Origin of the sequence: Bacillus nitratireducens (assembly GCF_001884135.1) — a bacterium.
GTDB lineage: Bacteria > Bacillota > Bacilli > Bacillales > Bacillaceae_G > Bacillus_A > Bacillus_A nitratireducens.
In genome coordinates this window covers 39756-57186 of the sequence record NZ_MAOC01000026.1, presented here as the reverse complement: position 1 = coordinate 57186, position 17431 = coordinate 39756, and the positions used below count along the sequence as shown (strand labels likewise).

Here is a 17431-nt window from a genome sequence, read left to right as displayed (position 1 = left end):
CTTGTAAAAATTTTGGCTTATTATATTTATGATTACTTTGCAGAGTAACATAAGATGTACCCTCTTATTGTGAAACCATTGCTTAAGAGAGGATTTTATGTTGCCTTTTACTTGTAAATATATTGGCTAATGTTTAATGAATAGAGGTTAAAATAATGAATTGCTCCAAACTAGAAGATTTATATTATATTTGTAAGCTAGTCTTTGACATACATAAAACACCTATCTTTTTCATTGATGACAAAGGAAATTTAGCATTTGAAATCTCTCCAAATTTTCAGCATAACCCTTTGTATTCTTCAAAAGAGGAGTTGCTTAACCAAGTATTTAGGGACAATCCTCCCTATACTTTTCCGGTACTTGAAGAGACTTCTTTTCTTGAAAATTTTTTCTCAATTAACTTGCGTTTAAACGATCAACTGAGTGGGAATATCATCGTTGGACCAGTCCTTTATTCCAGGTTATCAGAAACTTCAATTAAAGGACTCATTAATGATCTTCAACTAAAAATAGACAAAGAGAAAATGATTCGATATTATCATTCTCTCCCCATCTTAAGTAATTTGAATTTTTTAAATGTGAGTATGGTTCTTTATTACATGCTGTATCAACAAAAATTAGACATTGCTGATATTCTGCAAAAAAATATACTTGTAAAAAAGGCAGAATTTGAAATAGAGCAGCCTGACGTACAAATATCAGAGCAACGTCAAAGTACATTAACTCATATCGATCCACTAATTGAAAGGGAAATTTTCGAGTGTATTAAGCTGGGGAAAAAGGATGATTTAATTAAAAATCTAAAGAAATTGCCTGAATCAGGGGATCTTGGGGTGTTGTCAAAAACAAGTCATTTGCGAAGCCAGAAAAATTCTGCCATCGCCGCAATTACACTTGCGACTAGATCAGCTATAGATGGTGGACTATTCCCTGAAATCGCATATACCCTCAGTGATTTATTTATTCAAAAACTCGAAGAAATAAATAAAAGTGAAGCCATTTCTCCATTTTTGGAGAATGCTTTACTTGAGTTCTCAGAACGAGTTAAAAATGGGACGATGCAAAAACATTCAAAACCTATAAACGTATGTCAAAATTATATATTTACTCATCTTTATGAAGAAATCACGCTATCCCATCTAGCCGAAATAGTCGCATTAAATCCTAGTTATCTATCTTCCCTTTTCAAAAAAGAAATTGGAATTTCACTAGGCGAATATATACAGCGCGCTAAGATTGATGAGTCAAAAAGTTTAATGACTTATACGAGACATTCTATATCTGAAATTTCTACATTATTAAATTTCCATGATCAGAGCCATTTTACAAAGGTCTTCAAAAAACATACTGGTGTTTCACCTAAACAATTTAAAAATGGATGTTTTTAATGTTTATCGTACTACTAAGAGCAGTCTTCCTTCGTTCGACCAATAGATTTAGTTAGTTGCTTTATATTATTAATAAAAATCCCCTTCACTTTGAGGGGATTTTTATTTCTGTAATAATTTAACGAAAATATATTTCTAATACTTTAAATCGAAATCTAATCGATACTTAATGCTTTATTTCCCATTTGATTATATATATTAGTAAACCATTCTTTATCAGCGCGTGCATTTTTTTGGCCTGTAATTGGATCGTTATAGTAAACGCTATTTGCATCCACGCCTGTTATAGTAACTGCATGGGTATTCATTCTTGCATATATTGTTTTCCCTTTTGGAGTTTTCCAAACAGTAGGAGATTCAGGATATGTAAGGTCTTCAGTAATCCATGCTACTACCGGTTTCCCATTTCTAACGTAATTTTCAAGTACAGAAAAACTTTGTCCTGTTAAGTTAGTTCCACGGGCATACCTGTCTAGCAATGTTTTTAATGGTCCTGGGTTAATGGCAAATCCAGGTGCGCCCTTGCCAGTTACATTTCCTACAAATCCGACATCAGGGTCACCCCATACTATGATTTTTTTATTTTTATCTCTTTGTATAGGTGTGCGGTCAAAAGGCATTTCGTATGCGAAATTTACTTTATTTAAAGCAATACCATTATTGTATTCTATCAACATTTGCAATGAAACTACTTCACATCCGTTGTATAACTCAGGAAGTTGGCGATGGGCTGGTACATCTAAAACAACTTTTTGAGCATTAATATTATTGATATTCACCCATTTCAACCCATTTCCTGTTTGGACTCTGCTCCACCCATTGTGCATTTCTTGTTCAACTACCACATTCTGTGGTGCGTATTTAAATGAAACACGGGAAGAATAATTTGGTTCATCGTATGCAAAAAATACTTTTGAAATGTACTGATTTTCCGGCTTTTTATCTACCCATTGCAAACCTAAATACGTTTTGATTCGTATCCAGCTACCACGTTCTTCTACTACAGTTACTGGTTGAGGCCCCCATGTACCTAAAGCGCTCGCACTACGAGAAGGCTGGTCAAATGTAACAAAATTTCTATCTATTGTACTAGTAATTTCATTTCTAGGCATCCAACGAAGACCAAGGTGTGTAGCCACTTTAATCCAATTTCCTTTTTCTTCATAAATATTCATTATTTGTGGTCCGTATGAACCCGTAATCCCAGATGACAATGATGGTGCATTATAAGTATAGAATTCTCTATTTATATATTCTTTTTTTACCTTTATTCCAGTATTTCTTTCTACATTTGCAACAAATTGCGCTCCTTCAGCTCGTGTAACTGATTTATTAGGTAACCAACTCGAATCATCAATCCCGTTAGAAATACCGTAGGCAACTAGTATATTAGCGTATTCTTCTCCCCAATGCTCCTTTAAATCAGGAAAAGCAGTTGGGAAATTAGAATTATTCATATCTTTACCCAAGTTATACGCTTTCACTAAAATACTTGCCATTGAAGCTCGAGTGATTTCTCCATCCGGGTTGTATTTACCTTTGCCGTCACCAACAATTACACCAGCTTTTTCAACTGCTGCAATATAAGGTGTAGCCCAATTATTTTGCGAATCATCAAAAGAAGGTTTTGCTGATGGATCTATATGCAATCCTAACGACTTTGCTATTATCGTTGCTGCTTGGGCACGTGTAAGTGTATCATACGGTGCGAATCTTCCGTCTGGATAACCGTTTATCACACCTCTACCTACTAAATAGTTAACTGCGTCTTTTGCCCAGTTTGGTACATCAGTAAAATTGGGTGGTGTTATGTTTCGATACGTATTATTTATTTTTATATCATTTTCTTTACTTTCCTCATTTACTTCAGGTGTTTCATTATTATCAATATGTTGTTGAGCACTTTCAAGTTTTGAATTTTGTAGGATTTCTTGCTGTGTTTCATCATGTATAATTTTATCATTATCTTTAATTGTATCCGTGCTATTTTCCTCTATCTTATCCTCTACCTTTACTTGCGTATTATTACTATTGTTATGAGGACTCTCTATATTATTTTTTATCTCTTTGTTGAGAGCATTATTATCATGATTTTGACTATCGGAACCTTTGCTCGTGGAATTAACTGCATTGTTATTTGTTTGTGTCTTTGATTGTTCTTTTGGAGAAATAATCACAGCAGATTGATTATCACTATACTCTTTAACTTGATTTTGAATTGCATCTTGCTTTTGTTTTTCGTGTTCTGCAAAAGATGACGTCGGTATTGCTAGAGTTGTAAATATTACAAGTCCAGCTATAGTAATTTTAGTGCTGTTCATAAATTTGTAACTCCCCTTATATTCACTGTTTTGTTTCAATATATTAAATATATAATATTTTCACTATGATCTTCACTTTTAATTGTATCACAATAATAATTTTGCAAGATATTAAATTACATTTTGGGAAATTCTTGTCAAAATGTATACTCGTATATTGAACCAATTAACTTCTCATAATCGTTGTACAATTAATTGTAAACATCTCGCAGGCTGCATATTAGAATTCTAACTTTATTTTAACGATACAATACCGGCGATATTATTGCTTACAAAATTACATATAGGGAGTCAGCTGCATCGACAGGCTTGCTGAAAAATCATTACATAACACAAACAGCACACATGAATGATTGAGTCAGGTTTAAAAAAATAAATTAGGGACAGTCATAACTGCCCCTAATTATAAAATGGGAAAAACCCTACTCGATGCTTTTATTGACTATAAAGTTAGCCCGCCATCTACAAGAACAATTGAACCGGACATATAGCTTGCCTTGTCTGTCGCTAAGTAAGCAACCATTTCAGCGAGTTCTTTCGGATCAGCATAACGACCCATTCTCATATTGGAAATCTCTTCTGGAACGTATCCACCTTTTGCAAATTGAGCTTCCACACTTGTCGTTAATGCTGTTTTCACACCGCCAGGACAAAGTGCATTAATACGAATTCCTTTTTTCGTATATTCTAATGCAGCAACCTTAGTTAAGCCTACAACCGCATGTTTGCTTGCAGAATATGCAGCTACACTATGTTCAGGACGAACCCCTGCAGTAGAAGCTGTATTAATAATTGAGCCACTTCCTTGCTCCTCCATCACTTTTAACACATATTTCATTCCAAGAAAGACCCCTTTTACATTGATAGACATAATGCGGTCAAATTCGGATTCTTCTATTGAAGTGAAAGGTGCGAACTTTTGGATAACACCTGCATTGTTGAAAAATATGTCGATACGTCCATATGTTTCGACTGCTTTCTTTACATAGTTTTGCACATCTTCAGTTTTCGAGACATCGGCCTGGACGAAGATGCCTTCTCCCCCTTGTTCTTTCACAAGTTTTAACGTTTCTTCTCCTGTTTCCTGATTGAAATCGACCAATACAACTGTTGCACCGTTACTAGCAAGTTTCAAACTGCTTGCTCTTCCGATTCCACTTCCCGCACCAGTTATAACAGCTATTTTATTTGATAATTCCATGTTTAATCCCCCCTGTTAATAATTCCTTACATCAATCATTTTATTGCTTGTATAAAAAGATATATTGTATTATCTTACGAATAATAGTATTTATTTAAGCATTATAAAAATTTAGCTAATTCTAAAAATGAACGGAGTTTACAAAATATGGAGATAGTTATACTAGATTTACAATATATATGTGAGCTTATTTATGAAGCTCATCAAATACCTGTTTATTATGTCAATCAATTTGGTGAGATTGAATACGAATTTTCAAGTAGAGACTTACAGGGGCATTCATATTACAACCAGTTTAAAGAGCAAATCAGTGTCTATACTTACGAAGAGAATTCAAAGGATTTTCCTATCTTCTTTTCAAATTCAAATTTGAGCTTTTTCTTTGTCAATCTAAAAAAAGCGAACCGATTTTTAGGTACCATTATTTTAGGCCCTACCCTTGAGTCAGAAATATGTGATGAAAATATTAGCAAGATCCTTGATGCTTTTAAAGGAAACCTGAATAAAAGGAAACTCATTGAATACTATCGTTCCATCCCCATTATTGATAATCAACAATTCTTAACGATTAGTCTATTAGTTTATTATTTGATCTATCATAAAAAGCTTGATAAAACGATGGTTACCCAAAACAATAAAGCGCTGACCCTTGATATGATTAAATTAGAGCATCCGGATCTTGAGCTTTCAAAAGGAAGAAGGAATTTCATTTTCCATTCCAACCTTTCGTATGAAAGAGTTTTGCTTGATTATGTAAAAAAAGGACAAATAAATAAAATAAAGGATATCTTCGATTACTCTATTGTCGGTGAGGCGGAATTAGGGTTATTATCGAAACGAAATCGCCTAAGAAGTGAAAAAAATTTAATGATAACTGGAATTGCTCTTGTTTGCAGAGCGGCTATTGAAGGTGGTTTAAATAATGAAACAGCCTTTACCTTAAGTGATTTCTATATTCAACAACTCGAGGAATTAAGAAGCTTAAAAGGAATTTTAAAATTAATGGAAGAAGCCATAATGGACTTTACCAATCGTGTGCACCAATTAAATGTAGAAAAATATTCTGCAACAATTACAGCTTGTCAACATTATATTTATGACCATCTTTACGACGACATCAAACTTGATCACCTTGCACAATTGTGTCATTTAAGCCCAAATTACTTATCCTCACTTTTTAAAAAAGAGGTTGGTACACCACTAAGTGAATACATCCAACGGCAACGAGTTGACGAAGCAAAAAAACTATTACTTTTAACTAATTATTCGATTTTAGACATCAGCATGTGGCTGAATTTCAACGATCAAAGTTATTTTATAAAAATCTTTAAAAAATACACTGGTTTAACCCCCAGGCAGTTTAGAAATGATCATTTTCCCGATCATACAACGACATAATTATTCTATCAAATAGGGGTGCCAGCACATCACTATCGACCTAAGATAAATTTATATCCATAATTCACCGAAAAATGGACGAAAAGACCATCTTGATATTTTAGGTGTCGTTTATCAGTACACTGTATCCAATACCGAACAGAAAAAGGTACTGGGCTAGATATTATGTTAAAGAGCGCTTGTGTGTGGTGCTCTTTTTAGTTTTTATTAAGAATTTTGATTTTGTGCATCTTAATAATTATTCATTTTTCATTTAGTTAACTTTGCAAAATAAGCTTTGTATATAATATCATTCAAAAACACAAAATATTTAAGTGATCATTTATACTTACATTATTTTTATCATAATAAAAAAGGAGCTACATAACATGGACAAAGAAAATCTATTAGACCAACCGATTAATCACATCCCATCGGATGCTCTGAATACCCCTAGTAAAGCCCAAGAACAAATGCTAGAAACGTCATCTCAAGAGAAACAATCCCTCGACAACAATAAAGATATTACACAAGACCTATATGGCACAGACTTACCCATTTCAGATGTAGAAAGAACAACAAACAAAAAGTAAATTGCAACGAAAAAATCTCAAGAATAAGTAAACTTGATTCTTTTTCATTTATTTATAACAAACCGCTCAGGTGCAAAATCATCATTTTCATTTAAATTTTCTCCATATCGGACATCTACTATTTAAACAAAAACTCCCCTTAAATCAAAAATGATTAAGGGGAGTCAGTTAAATATGATGAAGTTATAATTCAGATTTAACTCGAACAGAAACATTGTTTTTAATTAAATTTTTGACGTCTTTAAAGGTAACAAAATTGTTACTTTGCTCATCCCAAAGACGGAAACGAATTGAACGCAAGCTTGTAGCAAGAGTAATCGTTGGTACATTTTTTAAAGGAAGCGTATTATTGTGTGCTTCTTCTAATTTATAGTTAGGTACTCTCGGACTCAAATGGTGAACATGATGAAATCCAATATTACCAGTTAAAAATTGCAGGATTTTTGGAAGTTTATAAAATGAACTTCCTTCCACTGCCGCTTTCACATATTCCCACTCTTTATCTTCTTCAAAATAAGAATCTTCAAATGTGTGCTGTACGTAAAACAGCCAAATACCTACTGAACCTGCTATTAAGAATATCGTACCATGTACTAATAGAAACGATTGCCATCCGATTGCCCAGCAAAGTACCCCTATTAAAGCAACAATTAAAACATTCGTCAAATAAGTGTTCATGCGTTCTTTCTTTCTAGCACCTTTTCTGTTAAATCTATTTTTAAGAAGGAAAACATAAATCGGACCTAATCCAAACATAACCAACGGATTGCGATATAAACGATACGCTAAACGGAGTCTAAATGGTGCTGCTAAATATTCATTCACTGTAAGCGTCCAAATATCTCCTGTACCTCGCTTATCCAAATTACCACTTGTAGCATGATGAACGGAATGCTCATGCCCCCATTGATCAAACGGGAATAAAGTTAAAACACCCATACACGTCCCTACTATTCTATTTACACGGCGACTTTTAAAAAAAGAATGATGGGTACAATCATGAAAAATAATGAAAATCCGTGTCATAAATCCAGCGGCTAACAGTGATGGAACTAATGTTAACCAATAAGAAACGGACAAACTTTTATAAGCAAGGTACCATAAGATAATAAATGGCACTACCGTATTGATGATTTGCCAAATACTTTTTTTTGCCGTTGATTTTTCAAAAGGAGCAACTTGTTTTTTTAAATTTTTAGTATTTTGTAAGTTCATTTTTTCTAATTCCTTTCCTTTTTGTTGCTAATTCGTATTATAACACATTATTAGTAGTAGGTGTTATATGTAGGTATAATAAATATTTTATAATATAAAAATCTCTTTTTTCTTACTCATCCCTTACAAATTGCTTACGTCCAGTATAGCTTCTATTATAGGAAAGAAGGAGCATTTGCGCCGGAAATTTCGAAGTTTTCTCAATAAATATATTAATTAAAAAGAAACACAGAATTTTTTCACTTCTGTACTGCCCCGTTTCCACAATCAGAAGTGAACTGTCCCATAAGTCGGTGTCACCGACTTTGATATGATCCTCTTAGTCTCGTAATGTTCACTTGTTGCAACTGATTTTACCGGAACTGGATCTATTTCATGAAACTAATCAAATTACATTTCAAATAAAAAACTAGTCTATTTTGAAAACTTCCCTCACTTTTATTTAACTTTTATTCTATATAAAATGTAAAAATTTAATGTCCGTTTATTTAATTTCAAATCTATGATATATTCAAAATATTAATCACACAAAGTTAATAAAATGAAACTAAGGGAAATTTATGAAAAAACATATTTTATATTCATACTAAAATCACATAGTTTTTAGTATAGAAAGGAGATTCAAAATTTGAATAAGAATTTAACCAAAATTACATTAATAAGCGGTATCGCTCTTATACTTTATCATTTTTTCAAATGGTATTTAGTTGAATTCCTTACCCCATTTGTTATGCCATTTCTTTCAATAATAGTTCATGGATTGTTTTTCTTAATATTAATTTTCACAATCATACATCTCATTAAATACAAAAATTGGAAACCGTTAATTATTCAACTAATCATAGTAATTACTTGGATATGTATACCATTTTATGAGATTTATATAAATTTAGATTTTATTATCTATAAAGAAGACCGTGAAAAAGTTATAGCACTTATAGAACATAAAGAGTTAACTCCTAATGTTCATTATGATAGTAGACAAATTCATTTACCTAAACAGTTTGCATCCACTTCCAAAAACGGTGGGGATGTAATTATTCAACAAAATAAAAATGATATTTCTGTTTTCTTTTTTACTTATCGTGGTATATTAGATAATTTTTCAGGATTTATTTACACACCAAATGATACAAGACCAAACAAATACGACTTTAATAATGAATATAAAGAGATCACAAAAATAGAAAAAAACTGGTATTATGTCACATCATATTAAAGAACACAAAAATTTTCTTTTAATTATATTAAAAACATATCGTATTTAAAGAAAGGGAATGCTTGTATACTATATAATGATTTGTACTGCATTCCCTAATTAGGCCTGACACGAATTCTTGTCGTATTAGCTCATTCAAAGGTGATACAATTTTTTCACAAGCGATACATTTTTTTTATCATATACGTCGCTTTAACACTACTCAATATAAAAGTTGCTGTTTCAAATGACTCGAACCTTAACATAGGAGTAGCATCACACATCCATCAAATTAAGAATTTTCTCAACTTGATTGTGACAGGGCACTGCCAACAAAAAAACGATTTTCGTACGCTAGGCGATCTTTTATATAAAAAAGCCGATTTCCTATAATCTAAAGGATAATCGGCTTTTTACTATTCATTTATTTGTAGTAGTTGAAGAAATTCTAAGGGTATAATCATATTAATTATTATCTATAAAATAATTCGCTTCTCAGTTTTAGATTCGAAATAATGAACTTTATCCATATTCAAAACTAAATCTATATTAGATTGACTTTGCACATCTAAAGATGTGTCCACACGTGCAACAAAAGATTGTTCATTAATGTTAGAATATAGATATGTTTCTGCCCCCATTAATTCTGCTACATCAATAGATACCGTTACTTTTGCGTTATATGGTAAAGTCTCGATTTCTTTTCCATAATAAAAGTCTTCTGGACGTATTCCTATTATGATTTCTTTATTCGTATATCCGTTATTTCGCAAGCCTTTCATCTTCTCTTCTGGCACTTCAATTTTCCACTTATCAATCATAACTGCATTATCTGTTAATACTCCTTTGAAAAAATTCATTCCAGGAGAACCAATGAATCCGCCGACAAATACATTCTCTGGATTATCATACACTTCTTTCGGTGTACCGACTTGTTGTACAATACCATCTTTTAGCACAACTAGACGCGTTGCCATCGTCATAGCTTCTATTTGATCGTGTGTAACATACACAGTTGTTGTTTGCAGCTTTTTGTGTAATTTTGTAATTTCAGCACGCATTTGCACACGTAACTTCGCATCTAAATTTGATAAAGGCTCGTCCATTAAAAATACTTTTGCATTTCGAACAATCGCTCGGCCTAAGGCAACTCGCTGACGCTGTCCACCTGAAAGTGCTTTTGGCTTTCGGCTTAAATACTGCTCAAGCCCAAGAATTTTTGCTGCGTGTTGTACACGTTTATCAATTTCTTCTTTACTATATTTTCGTAGCTTTAATCCAAATGCCATATTTTCATAAACACTCATATGCGGATAAAGCGCATAGTTTTGAAATACCATTGCAATATCTCTATCTTTCGGTGTAATATCATTTACACGCTTTCCGTCAATATAAAAGTCACCCTCTGAAATTTCCTCAAGTCCTGCAATCATACGTAACGTTGTAGATTTCCCACACCCTGAAGGACCAACCAAAACGATAAATTCTCCATCATTTACTTCTAGGTTAAAATCTTTTACGATAGTCACATCATGATCATATTTTTTGTAAATGTTTTTGAATGATAGTTGAGCCATAATATCCTCCTAGAATTTGAGCTATATTTATAGATATTGCTAAAAATTATGATGACATGAATTATAAAATCTTTGAAATATCCTTCATACTGTCTAAAATATAATCCGCTTTCCCTTCTAAATCTCCCTTCCTGCTCGCACCCGATAAGACGCCGACTACTTTAATGTTACTATTTCTTGCAAATGTAACGTCTGTTAATGTATCACCTACCATAAGCACATCTTCTTCAGTTAGTGAAAATTTTTCTTTAAACATATGATAAAAATCACTTTCAGGTTTTGTTCTATTCACACCATCATCTGCACCTAAAAAATCTACATAATCATATAACTCTGTCATTTTTAGAGAATGAATAGCTGCATCAACATCGTCTGCCGTAACAACTCCAATAATATATTCATTGTCTTTTAAATATCGTAACGTTTCCTTTGCACCTTCCACTTCTGTAAATACAAGATCATCTGCAGTAGAATGCTTTTTGAATAAAAGACATACTTTTTGAATAAAATCTTCTTTATCCACATATTGATTTTCTAACAACGAATACCATGCAGCCGCAATAAAGTAATTTGTGCGACAAGCTAGTAAACTCGTACTCTCAAAATCGTTATCATTCATACCAATAATCGTTAAGTAGTCATCTCGTTTATTTTTTTCATTTGGATACGTTTGGAATATATCATCTAATACACGATGCACAATTTTGTACCAAACTGAATCTAACTGTATCAATGTTCCATCCTTATCAAAAATAATCGCTTTATTCACCTTTTATTCCCCCTATAACTTCATTCCATGTTTTCATATTTTTATTCTGAACTTTATTATGAATAGGATTAATAAATGCTACTAATTCGTCCTCTTCCCATCCCTCAACTCTAGCGTATTCCCCTTCACTTAAAGAGAATGCAAAGGTTACATCGCTGCCGTATTCTTTTTCAATCGTTCGTCCCTTTATAAGTAATCTCCACTCACACGGTTTATCTGTTTGAACGTTATAAATAATATTTCCTTTAACCTCATCGCCGACATAAATCGTTTCACCTTCGTTTTGAATATCTATAGCTAGTTTTCTAAATCGAGAGAAATAAATTCTTCCGTTTTTGATCGCAAACTTTAAGTTATTAATAGATAAACCGTTACATAATACATATGTTCCTGGATCACCGTAAATTGATGGGTCTTTTGATCCTGGGAATGTTTTAGATGGATGTAAATGAGAATCACTTCCTCCTATTCCCCAGATTTTAAGACCATTTGACCACATTTGATCGAAACAACGTAACGCTTCTAAAGTAGATGATTTACTTTTTTTATAAGTTGGATCACACATAATTTCCATCGTATGAACATTTTCTAAGTTAATATTAACTTGGTTCGCCCAAGGCTTCATAAACGGATGATTCACACTCAATAAATAACCTTTTTCTTTCATGAGTGAAAATAGTGTATTCATTTTTTCAGCACTAAATGATTCATCTACATACTCTGTAAAATCAATGAATTCTCTTATACCAAATATGTTGTAATGACCGAAAGGAGTTGTAAGTTCCATGGATGGTATAATCAATGTGTTTCCTTTTTCATAAGATGGCATAACAATATTGTGCTCCGTCGCATATAAAAAATCTAATTCTTGTTTTTCACATACTCTCATTCCAAGTTCATCATCTATCTCGCCATCTGTTAAATCTGTATGTTCATGAAAATCCCCTTTATACCAACGATGTTCTTCATTTACTACCTTATTAAAACGGTCTTCATCGATAAAAACATTTCCCTTACAAAAATGCTCTCTATTATACTTTCGTTCCAACTGATCATTCACTTCAATATTTATTGTATAGTCAACTTTTCCCCCAGAAAATTTCACTACTTTCTTTGCACAATGAGGGATATATACGACTTCTAATTCCCAATTACCTGACTGTATTGCTCCTCCAATACAACCAGCCGAGCAAAACTTTGAATCTTTCGAAACGACTAGTTTTTCATTTACAATTGGAGTTTGATATTGTATACGTACATAACCGTTAGGATCTCTCAAAATTAGTAAAAGCGGAATCTTTCGGCTATCCCCTTGATTAATAGTTAATGTAAAGTTTGTAATATCAGTTTCATCCATTCGGAAACAGTGTTTATTTTTTACGAATGGAGAAAGTGTTATCGTACTTGTTATTTCGATCATAGTTCTCACACCTTTTTAAGTTTTAATGAAGGAATTTTAGAAGCACTTCCTTCGTTAAAAAGCACCTCACGTTCGTACTACAAACAGGTTTACTTCTTCTTTTTCAAAACTTTATCTAATTCTTCTTGCGCAACTTTAGCTGCTTCATCTAATGCTTTCTTTGCTGGAACTCCTTCAATCTCTACTTTATCTTTCGCTACATTTAAAGCGTCATTGATTTTCCCGCCCGTTGGATCTACAAATGGTCCCACTCCATTATTGTTAGCTTGTTCTAATGGAACTAGTGCTTGTGGTTGTTTTTTAACAAATTCAGCATATGGACCGTACTCTGTTACGTTGTTACGAACAGGAATATAGCCTGTTGCCATTGACCATTCAGCCGTTTTTTCAGTGCTGGTCGCAAAATTCATAAAGTCATATGCACCCTTTGCTACTTCTGGGTCAATATTTCTCGTTAATGTGAATAAATATGTTTCTAATTTTGGCGCTGGTTTATTATTACCCCAAGCTGGTTGTGGTAAAGCTTCAAATGTGTTTAGGCGTTCTTCTTCATTCATTCCTTTACCTAATGATTTAAAAACAAATGCTTGGTCACCAGATGATCCTGTAAATCCTAGCGTTCTACCTTCAACTAAATCAATTACTGTTTTATCCCAATACTCCCATCCAGTACCGCCTGAATGTATTTTCATAATTTTATCTTCATGAAGCCATGTCCGGAATTTCTCCCATACCGTAACCCAAGTATCATCGTTAATTAACACTTTTTTACCATCTTCACTTAATACATTGCCGCCAGCACTGCGGACCGCATCAATTAAGTTTGACGTCCCCCACATTGGCATCCAGCCCGCATATGAAACATTTCCATTTTCACCACGTTTTGCGACTGTTTTTGCTACTCTTTCTACACCTTCCCACGTCTTTAAATCCTCTTTTGTAAAGCCATTTTCCGCTAATGCTTTTTTATTGTAATAAAAGATTTGCGTTGTACCGTAAAACGGAATTCCATATAATTTTCCGTCAATTGTTGCTTGCTCCATAAAACCTTTTCCGTAATCTTCCTTTTTAAAATCAGTATCATTTTTAACAGATTCATCTAAAGGTACGATTAACTGTTTTTTAACATATTCTTGAATGACGTCTGAGCCTAGTAATGCGATTGCTTCTTGGTTATTCGCTGCAAAGCCACTTTGTAGCTTTTGATAAGACTCATCGTAGTTACCTGCTTTCGTCGTTTTCACTACATATTTGTCCTGACTTTTATTGTATTCTTCCACGATTGTGTCTACACGGTCTGCAAGAGAACCACCCACTCCATTTATGAATGGAACAACAACCTTCTCGCCTTCTTTACTTGCTTTAACCGTACTTCCTTTTCCGCCTGAACAACCCGCAAGTGCACTAACAAACAATGTTAAAACTGTTAGAAGCATGAATAGTTTTTTCATCCCACGTATCTCCTTTACTATTTAATTACCCCTTTATTCCTGAATCAGTAACACCGGATAAGAACCATTTTTGTAGAATTAAAAATACGAGTAAAAGTGGCACTGTTGCGATTGTACTTGCAACCATAATGTGTGACCAATCTCGTCCTAAAGAACTATTAATGAAATAATCAGCAATTCCATTCGTGATTAACTTTTGCGTATTATCTTTCAAAATAAGAGCTGGCCAAATGTAATTATTATAGTTACCAATAAATGTGACCAATCCTAATGTTACAAATGATGATCGTGTCATCGGGAAAATAATCTTCCAAAGAATACGCCAATCACTTGCTCCATCAATTTTGGCTGCTTCTACTATTTCAAAACCAACTTTGTGGAACGTTTGTTTTAAATAGAAAATACCGAATACGCTAACAGCCATAGAAATCATATATCCAAAATGTGAATCAAGTAAACCAAACTTCCCTAACATTACATATACAGGAACATACGAAACAGCTCCAGGGATCATATAGGTTGCCATCACAACACTAAACGTAATATTCTTGCCTTTAAACTTATAAAATGCCAACATATAAGCAAAAAGCGCTGACGAAACAAGTACATATATAGTAATGATGAAAGAAGTATAGAAGCTATTAAATAAATATGTGCTAAATGGAAGTATATCTAATACTTGCCGATAATTTTCCCAGTGAAATTCCTTAGGCCAAAAACCTCCTTGTAACACTTCACTAGATGTTTTAAACGAACCAAGTACCATCCATATAAATGGAAAAACAAATAGTATACTTGATAACGCTAGAAAGAGATGCTTTACGACTAATGGACCTTTTTTCATATTATTCACCTTAATAGTTCACCCACTTGTCACCTATTATTTTGTTTATAACAGATAGTAGAATTGTAATGATAAGTATGATAAATGCGATCGCTGTTGCAGATCCCATATCAAATTGTTCAAAGCCTTGTTGGAAGAATAAATAAAGTAACGTACGCGTCGAACCACTAGGTCCACCTTGTGTTAAAATTTTTATTTGATCGTAAGCCTGCACTGAAGAAATTGTATTGACAACAACTAAGAAGAAAGTTGTTGATGAAACCATTGGCAGTGTTACATATCGAAATTTCTGCCATGAATTTGCTCCATCAATACTAGCTGCTTCATATAAACTATCTGGAACTTTTTCTAATGCGCCGATATAGAAGATCATCGTCCAACCAACTAATTTCCAAACTGTCACAATAATGACTGCTAACATCGCTGTTTGACTACTCTGAAGCCAGTCCAAACCTGGTACCCCGAAAAAGTTTAGAACTTTATTAATAACTCCAAATTGAGGTTCATATAAAAGTGACCACACAATAGATACAGCTATTGTTGGCGTTACCCAAGGTGAAAAAATCATTAATTGGTACAATGCGGAACCTTTGAATTTTTTTCGGAAGAATAATGCGAATCCTAAACCTAATGCAATCGTTGGAATCACTGTTCCAATTCCGAAATAAAACGTATTTAGCAATGCTTGCATAAAAGAATCTTGTGTAAATAAATTGAAATAGTTTTCTAAACCAACAAAGTTAAAATCATTCGTCATAAAATCCCAATCAGTAAAACTAATACCTAAACTAATGAAATTCGGAATAATCCAAAACAATATTAGAGGTATTCCAACTGGTATTAAAAAGAACACAGCTTTTGATAGTTTTATTTGCATTCTTGCCACCTCCTAATTCATATTGTACGAGTATATTATTAACACAATGTTGTTAATTTGTTAACTAATTGTAAAAACAACGAATTAACAAAGTAAAACAACACATAAACAAACAAAAAGAAGAAGACTACTTCTCAATTTGCTAAGAAATAGTCTTCTTCTTTTGGTTATTCTATACTATTATTACTTCTACCCCATTACTTGCTAATACATTTTGCCACGCCTCATCGAGCTTAGCGTTTGTATATAATGCATCTATATCACTAAAATTCCCGCTTTTATAAAACTTTGTTAAATTAAACTTTGACTCATCTGCCATCATTACAACTTGTTTTGCATTATTCTTTAACTGCTTATATATTTGTGCATCTTCAATATACGAACATGTTAGTTCTTTTTCTAAAGAAATTCCATCACAAGAAGCAAATAACTTATTAACAGTAAAATGGTCAAGATAGTTTAACGTCATTTCTCCAGACAATGCTAATGAATTTGTATTCAATATTCCTCCAATGACTATTAACCTGCAATCAAAGGAATCATACTGTTCTTTCAGCTCAATAATTTTATTAACAGCTGGTATCGAGTTTGTTAAAATCGTCAAATTCTTTTTATCGTGTATGTAATCTAAAATTTGCATAGTTGTTGTCCCAATTTCAATAGCGATTATATCATTATCTTCTACGAGCTTACTCGCTTCCATTGCAATTTTTCGTTTCTCTTCAATATTCTCAGATCGTCGCTTATCAAAATGAAATTCTAGTGTTTGATCTTTTTTCTTAAGTGCACCACCATGTATTTTAGTAAGGGTCCCTTCCTTATGCATCATATCTAAATCTCTTCGTATCGTTTCCGTTGTAACATTTAATACCTTCGCTAAATCATTTACCATTACTCGGTTATACTTTTCTAATTCATCTAGTATGTATTTTCTTCTTTCAAATTGTGTGTACGATTTCATTTCATTAACACCTCGTCAAATTACGCAAAATATTGATTTTCTAAAAACTCTTATTATAAGAAAGACTGAATCGTTACTTTTAACATAACATCATTTACAGAAAGAAGGAACGATTATCTTTTCTATATATCGTCATAGGAACAATGATTTATATCACCTTGTTATATATTCACCATACTTTTTTATTACAGGAAGTCTATTTGTTTGGTGCCCTTTTTTATAAAGAGCAGTACTTTTTA

At 32.9% G+C, this 17431-nt stretch carries 14 protein-coding genes; 4 read left to right on the top strand and 10 right to left on the bottom strand.

The genetic code is table 11. The features are described from left to right. Window positions 1-155: 155 nt before the first annotated feature. Complete coding sequence (locus tag BAU23_RS10000; protein WP_000995832.1) at window positions 156-1388, top strand: helix-turn-helix domain-containing protein; 1233 nt, start codon at window positions 156-158, stop codon at window positions 1386-1388. Window positions 1389-1543: 155 nt separating this feature from the next. Here BAU23_RS10000 and BAU23_RS09995 read toward each other — a convergent pair whose 3' ends face one another. Further along, window positions 1544-3709, bottom strand: coding sequence for an S-layer homology domain-containing protein (locus BAU23_RS09995; RefSeq protein ID WP_071734314.1), 2166 nt, complete (start codon window positions 3707-3709; stop codon window positions 1544-1546). Window positions 3710-4151: 442 nt separating this feature from the next. Continuing rightward, entirely contained in the window at window positions 4152-4910 is a 759-nt protein-coding gene (locus BAU23_RS09990; RefSeq protein ID WP_071734312.1) for an SDR family NAD(P)-dependent oxidoreductase, read from the bottom strand. Between the two features lie 147 nt (window positions 4911-5057). On the opposite strand from BAU23_RS09990, the gene BAU23_RS09985 reads away from it, so the two are divergent. Both BAU23_RS09985 and BAU23_RS09980 read left to right on the top strand, forming a co-directional pair. Beyond that, window positions 5058-6308: a helix-turn-helix domain-containing protein gene (locus tag BAU23_RS09985; protein ID WP_071734310.1), complete on the top strand. Its 1251-nt coding sequence runs from the start codon at window positions 5058-5060 to the stop codon at window positions 6306-6308. Between the two features lie 368 nt (window positions 6309-6676). After that, window positions 6677-6880 carry a hypothetical protein gene (locus BAU23_RS09980; RefSeq protein WP_000356908.1) on the top strand — a complete coding sequence of 68 codons (204 nt, stop codon included), beginning with the start codon at window positions 6677-6679 and terminating at the stop codon, window positions 6878-6880. Between the two features lie 183 nt (window positions 6881-7063). Here BAU23_RS09980 and desA read toward each other — a convergent pair whose 3' ends face one another. Next, window positions 7064-8095: a Delta(5) desaturase DesA gene (gene desA / locus BAU23_RS09975; RefSeq protein ID WP_001053256.1), complete on the bottom strand. Its 1032-nt coding sequence runs from the start codon at window positions 8093-8095 to the stop codon at window positions 7064-7066. A gap of 628 nt (window positions 8096-8723) precedes the next feature. Here desA and BAU23_RS09970 point away from each other — a divergent pair. Next, window positions 8724-9314: a hypothetical protein gene (locus BAU23_RS09970; protein ID WP_071734308.1), complete on the top strand. Its 591-nt coding sequence runs from the start codon at window positions 8724-8726 to the stop codon at window positions 9312-9314. Window positions 9315-9769: 455 nt separating this feature from the next. Here BAU23_RS09970 and BAU23_RS09965 read toward each other — a convergent pair whose 3' ends face one another. The 7 genes from BAU23_RS09965 to BAU23_RS09935 form a co-directional block, all read right to left on the bottom strand. Then, window positions 9770-10870, bottom strand: a complete 1101-nt coding sequence (locus tag BAU23_RS09965; protein WP_000057928.1) for an ABC transporter ATP-binding protein — start codon at window positions 10868-10870, stop codon at window positions 9770-9772. A gap of 61 nt (window positions 10871-10931) precedes the next feature. Next, window positions 10932-11639, bottom strand: coding sequence for an HAD family hydrolase (locus BAU23_RS09960; protein WP_001030209.1), 708 nt, complete (start codon window positions 11637-11639; stop codon window positions 10932-10934). Then, window positions 11632-13059 carry a CehA/McbA family metallohydrolase gene (locus tag BAU23_RS09955; RefSeq protein ID WP_000570213.1) on the bottom strand — a complete coding sequence of 476 codons (1428 nt, stop codon included), beginning with the start codon at window positions 13057-13059 and terminating at the stop codon, window positions 11632-11634. Before BAU23_RS09955 ends, BAU23_RS09960 begins: the two co-directional genes overlap by 8 nt. A gap of 89 nt (window positions 13060-13148) precedes the next feature. Beyond that, window positions 13149-14510 (bottom strand): extracellular solute-binding protein, encoded by a 1362-nt coding sequence (locus BAU23_RS09950; protein WP_071734306.1) that lies wholly within the window; start codon window positions 14508-14510, stop codon window positions 13149-13151. A gap of 25 nt (window positions 14511-14535) precedes the next feature. After that, complete coding sequence (locus tag BAU23_RS09945; protein WP_000715654.1) at window positions 14536-15354, bottom strand: carbohydrate ABC transporter permease; 819 nt, start codon at window positions 15352-15354, stop codon at window positions 14536-14538. Between the two features lie 10 nt (window positions 15355-15364). After that, the gene (locus tag BAU23_RS09940; RefSeq protein WP_001165980.1) at window positions 15365-16231 is read right to left on the bottom strand and encodes a carbohydrate ABC transporter permease; all 867 of its coding nucleotides are present in this window, start codon (window positions 16229-16231) and stop codon (window positions 15365-15367) included. A gap of 172 nt (window positions 16232-16403) precedes the next feature. After that, window positions 16404-17192, bottom strand: a complete 789-nt coding sequence (locus BAU23_RS09935; protein WP_000844591.1) for a DeoR/GlpR family DNA-binding transcription regulator — start codon at window positions 17190-17192, stop codon at window positions 16404-16406. Window positions 17193-17431: the final 239 nt, after the last annotated feature.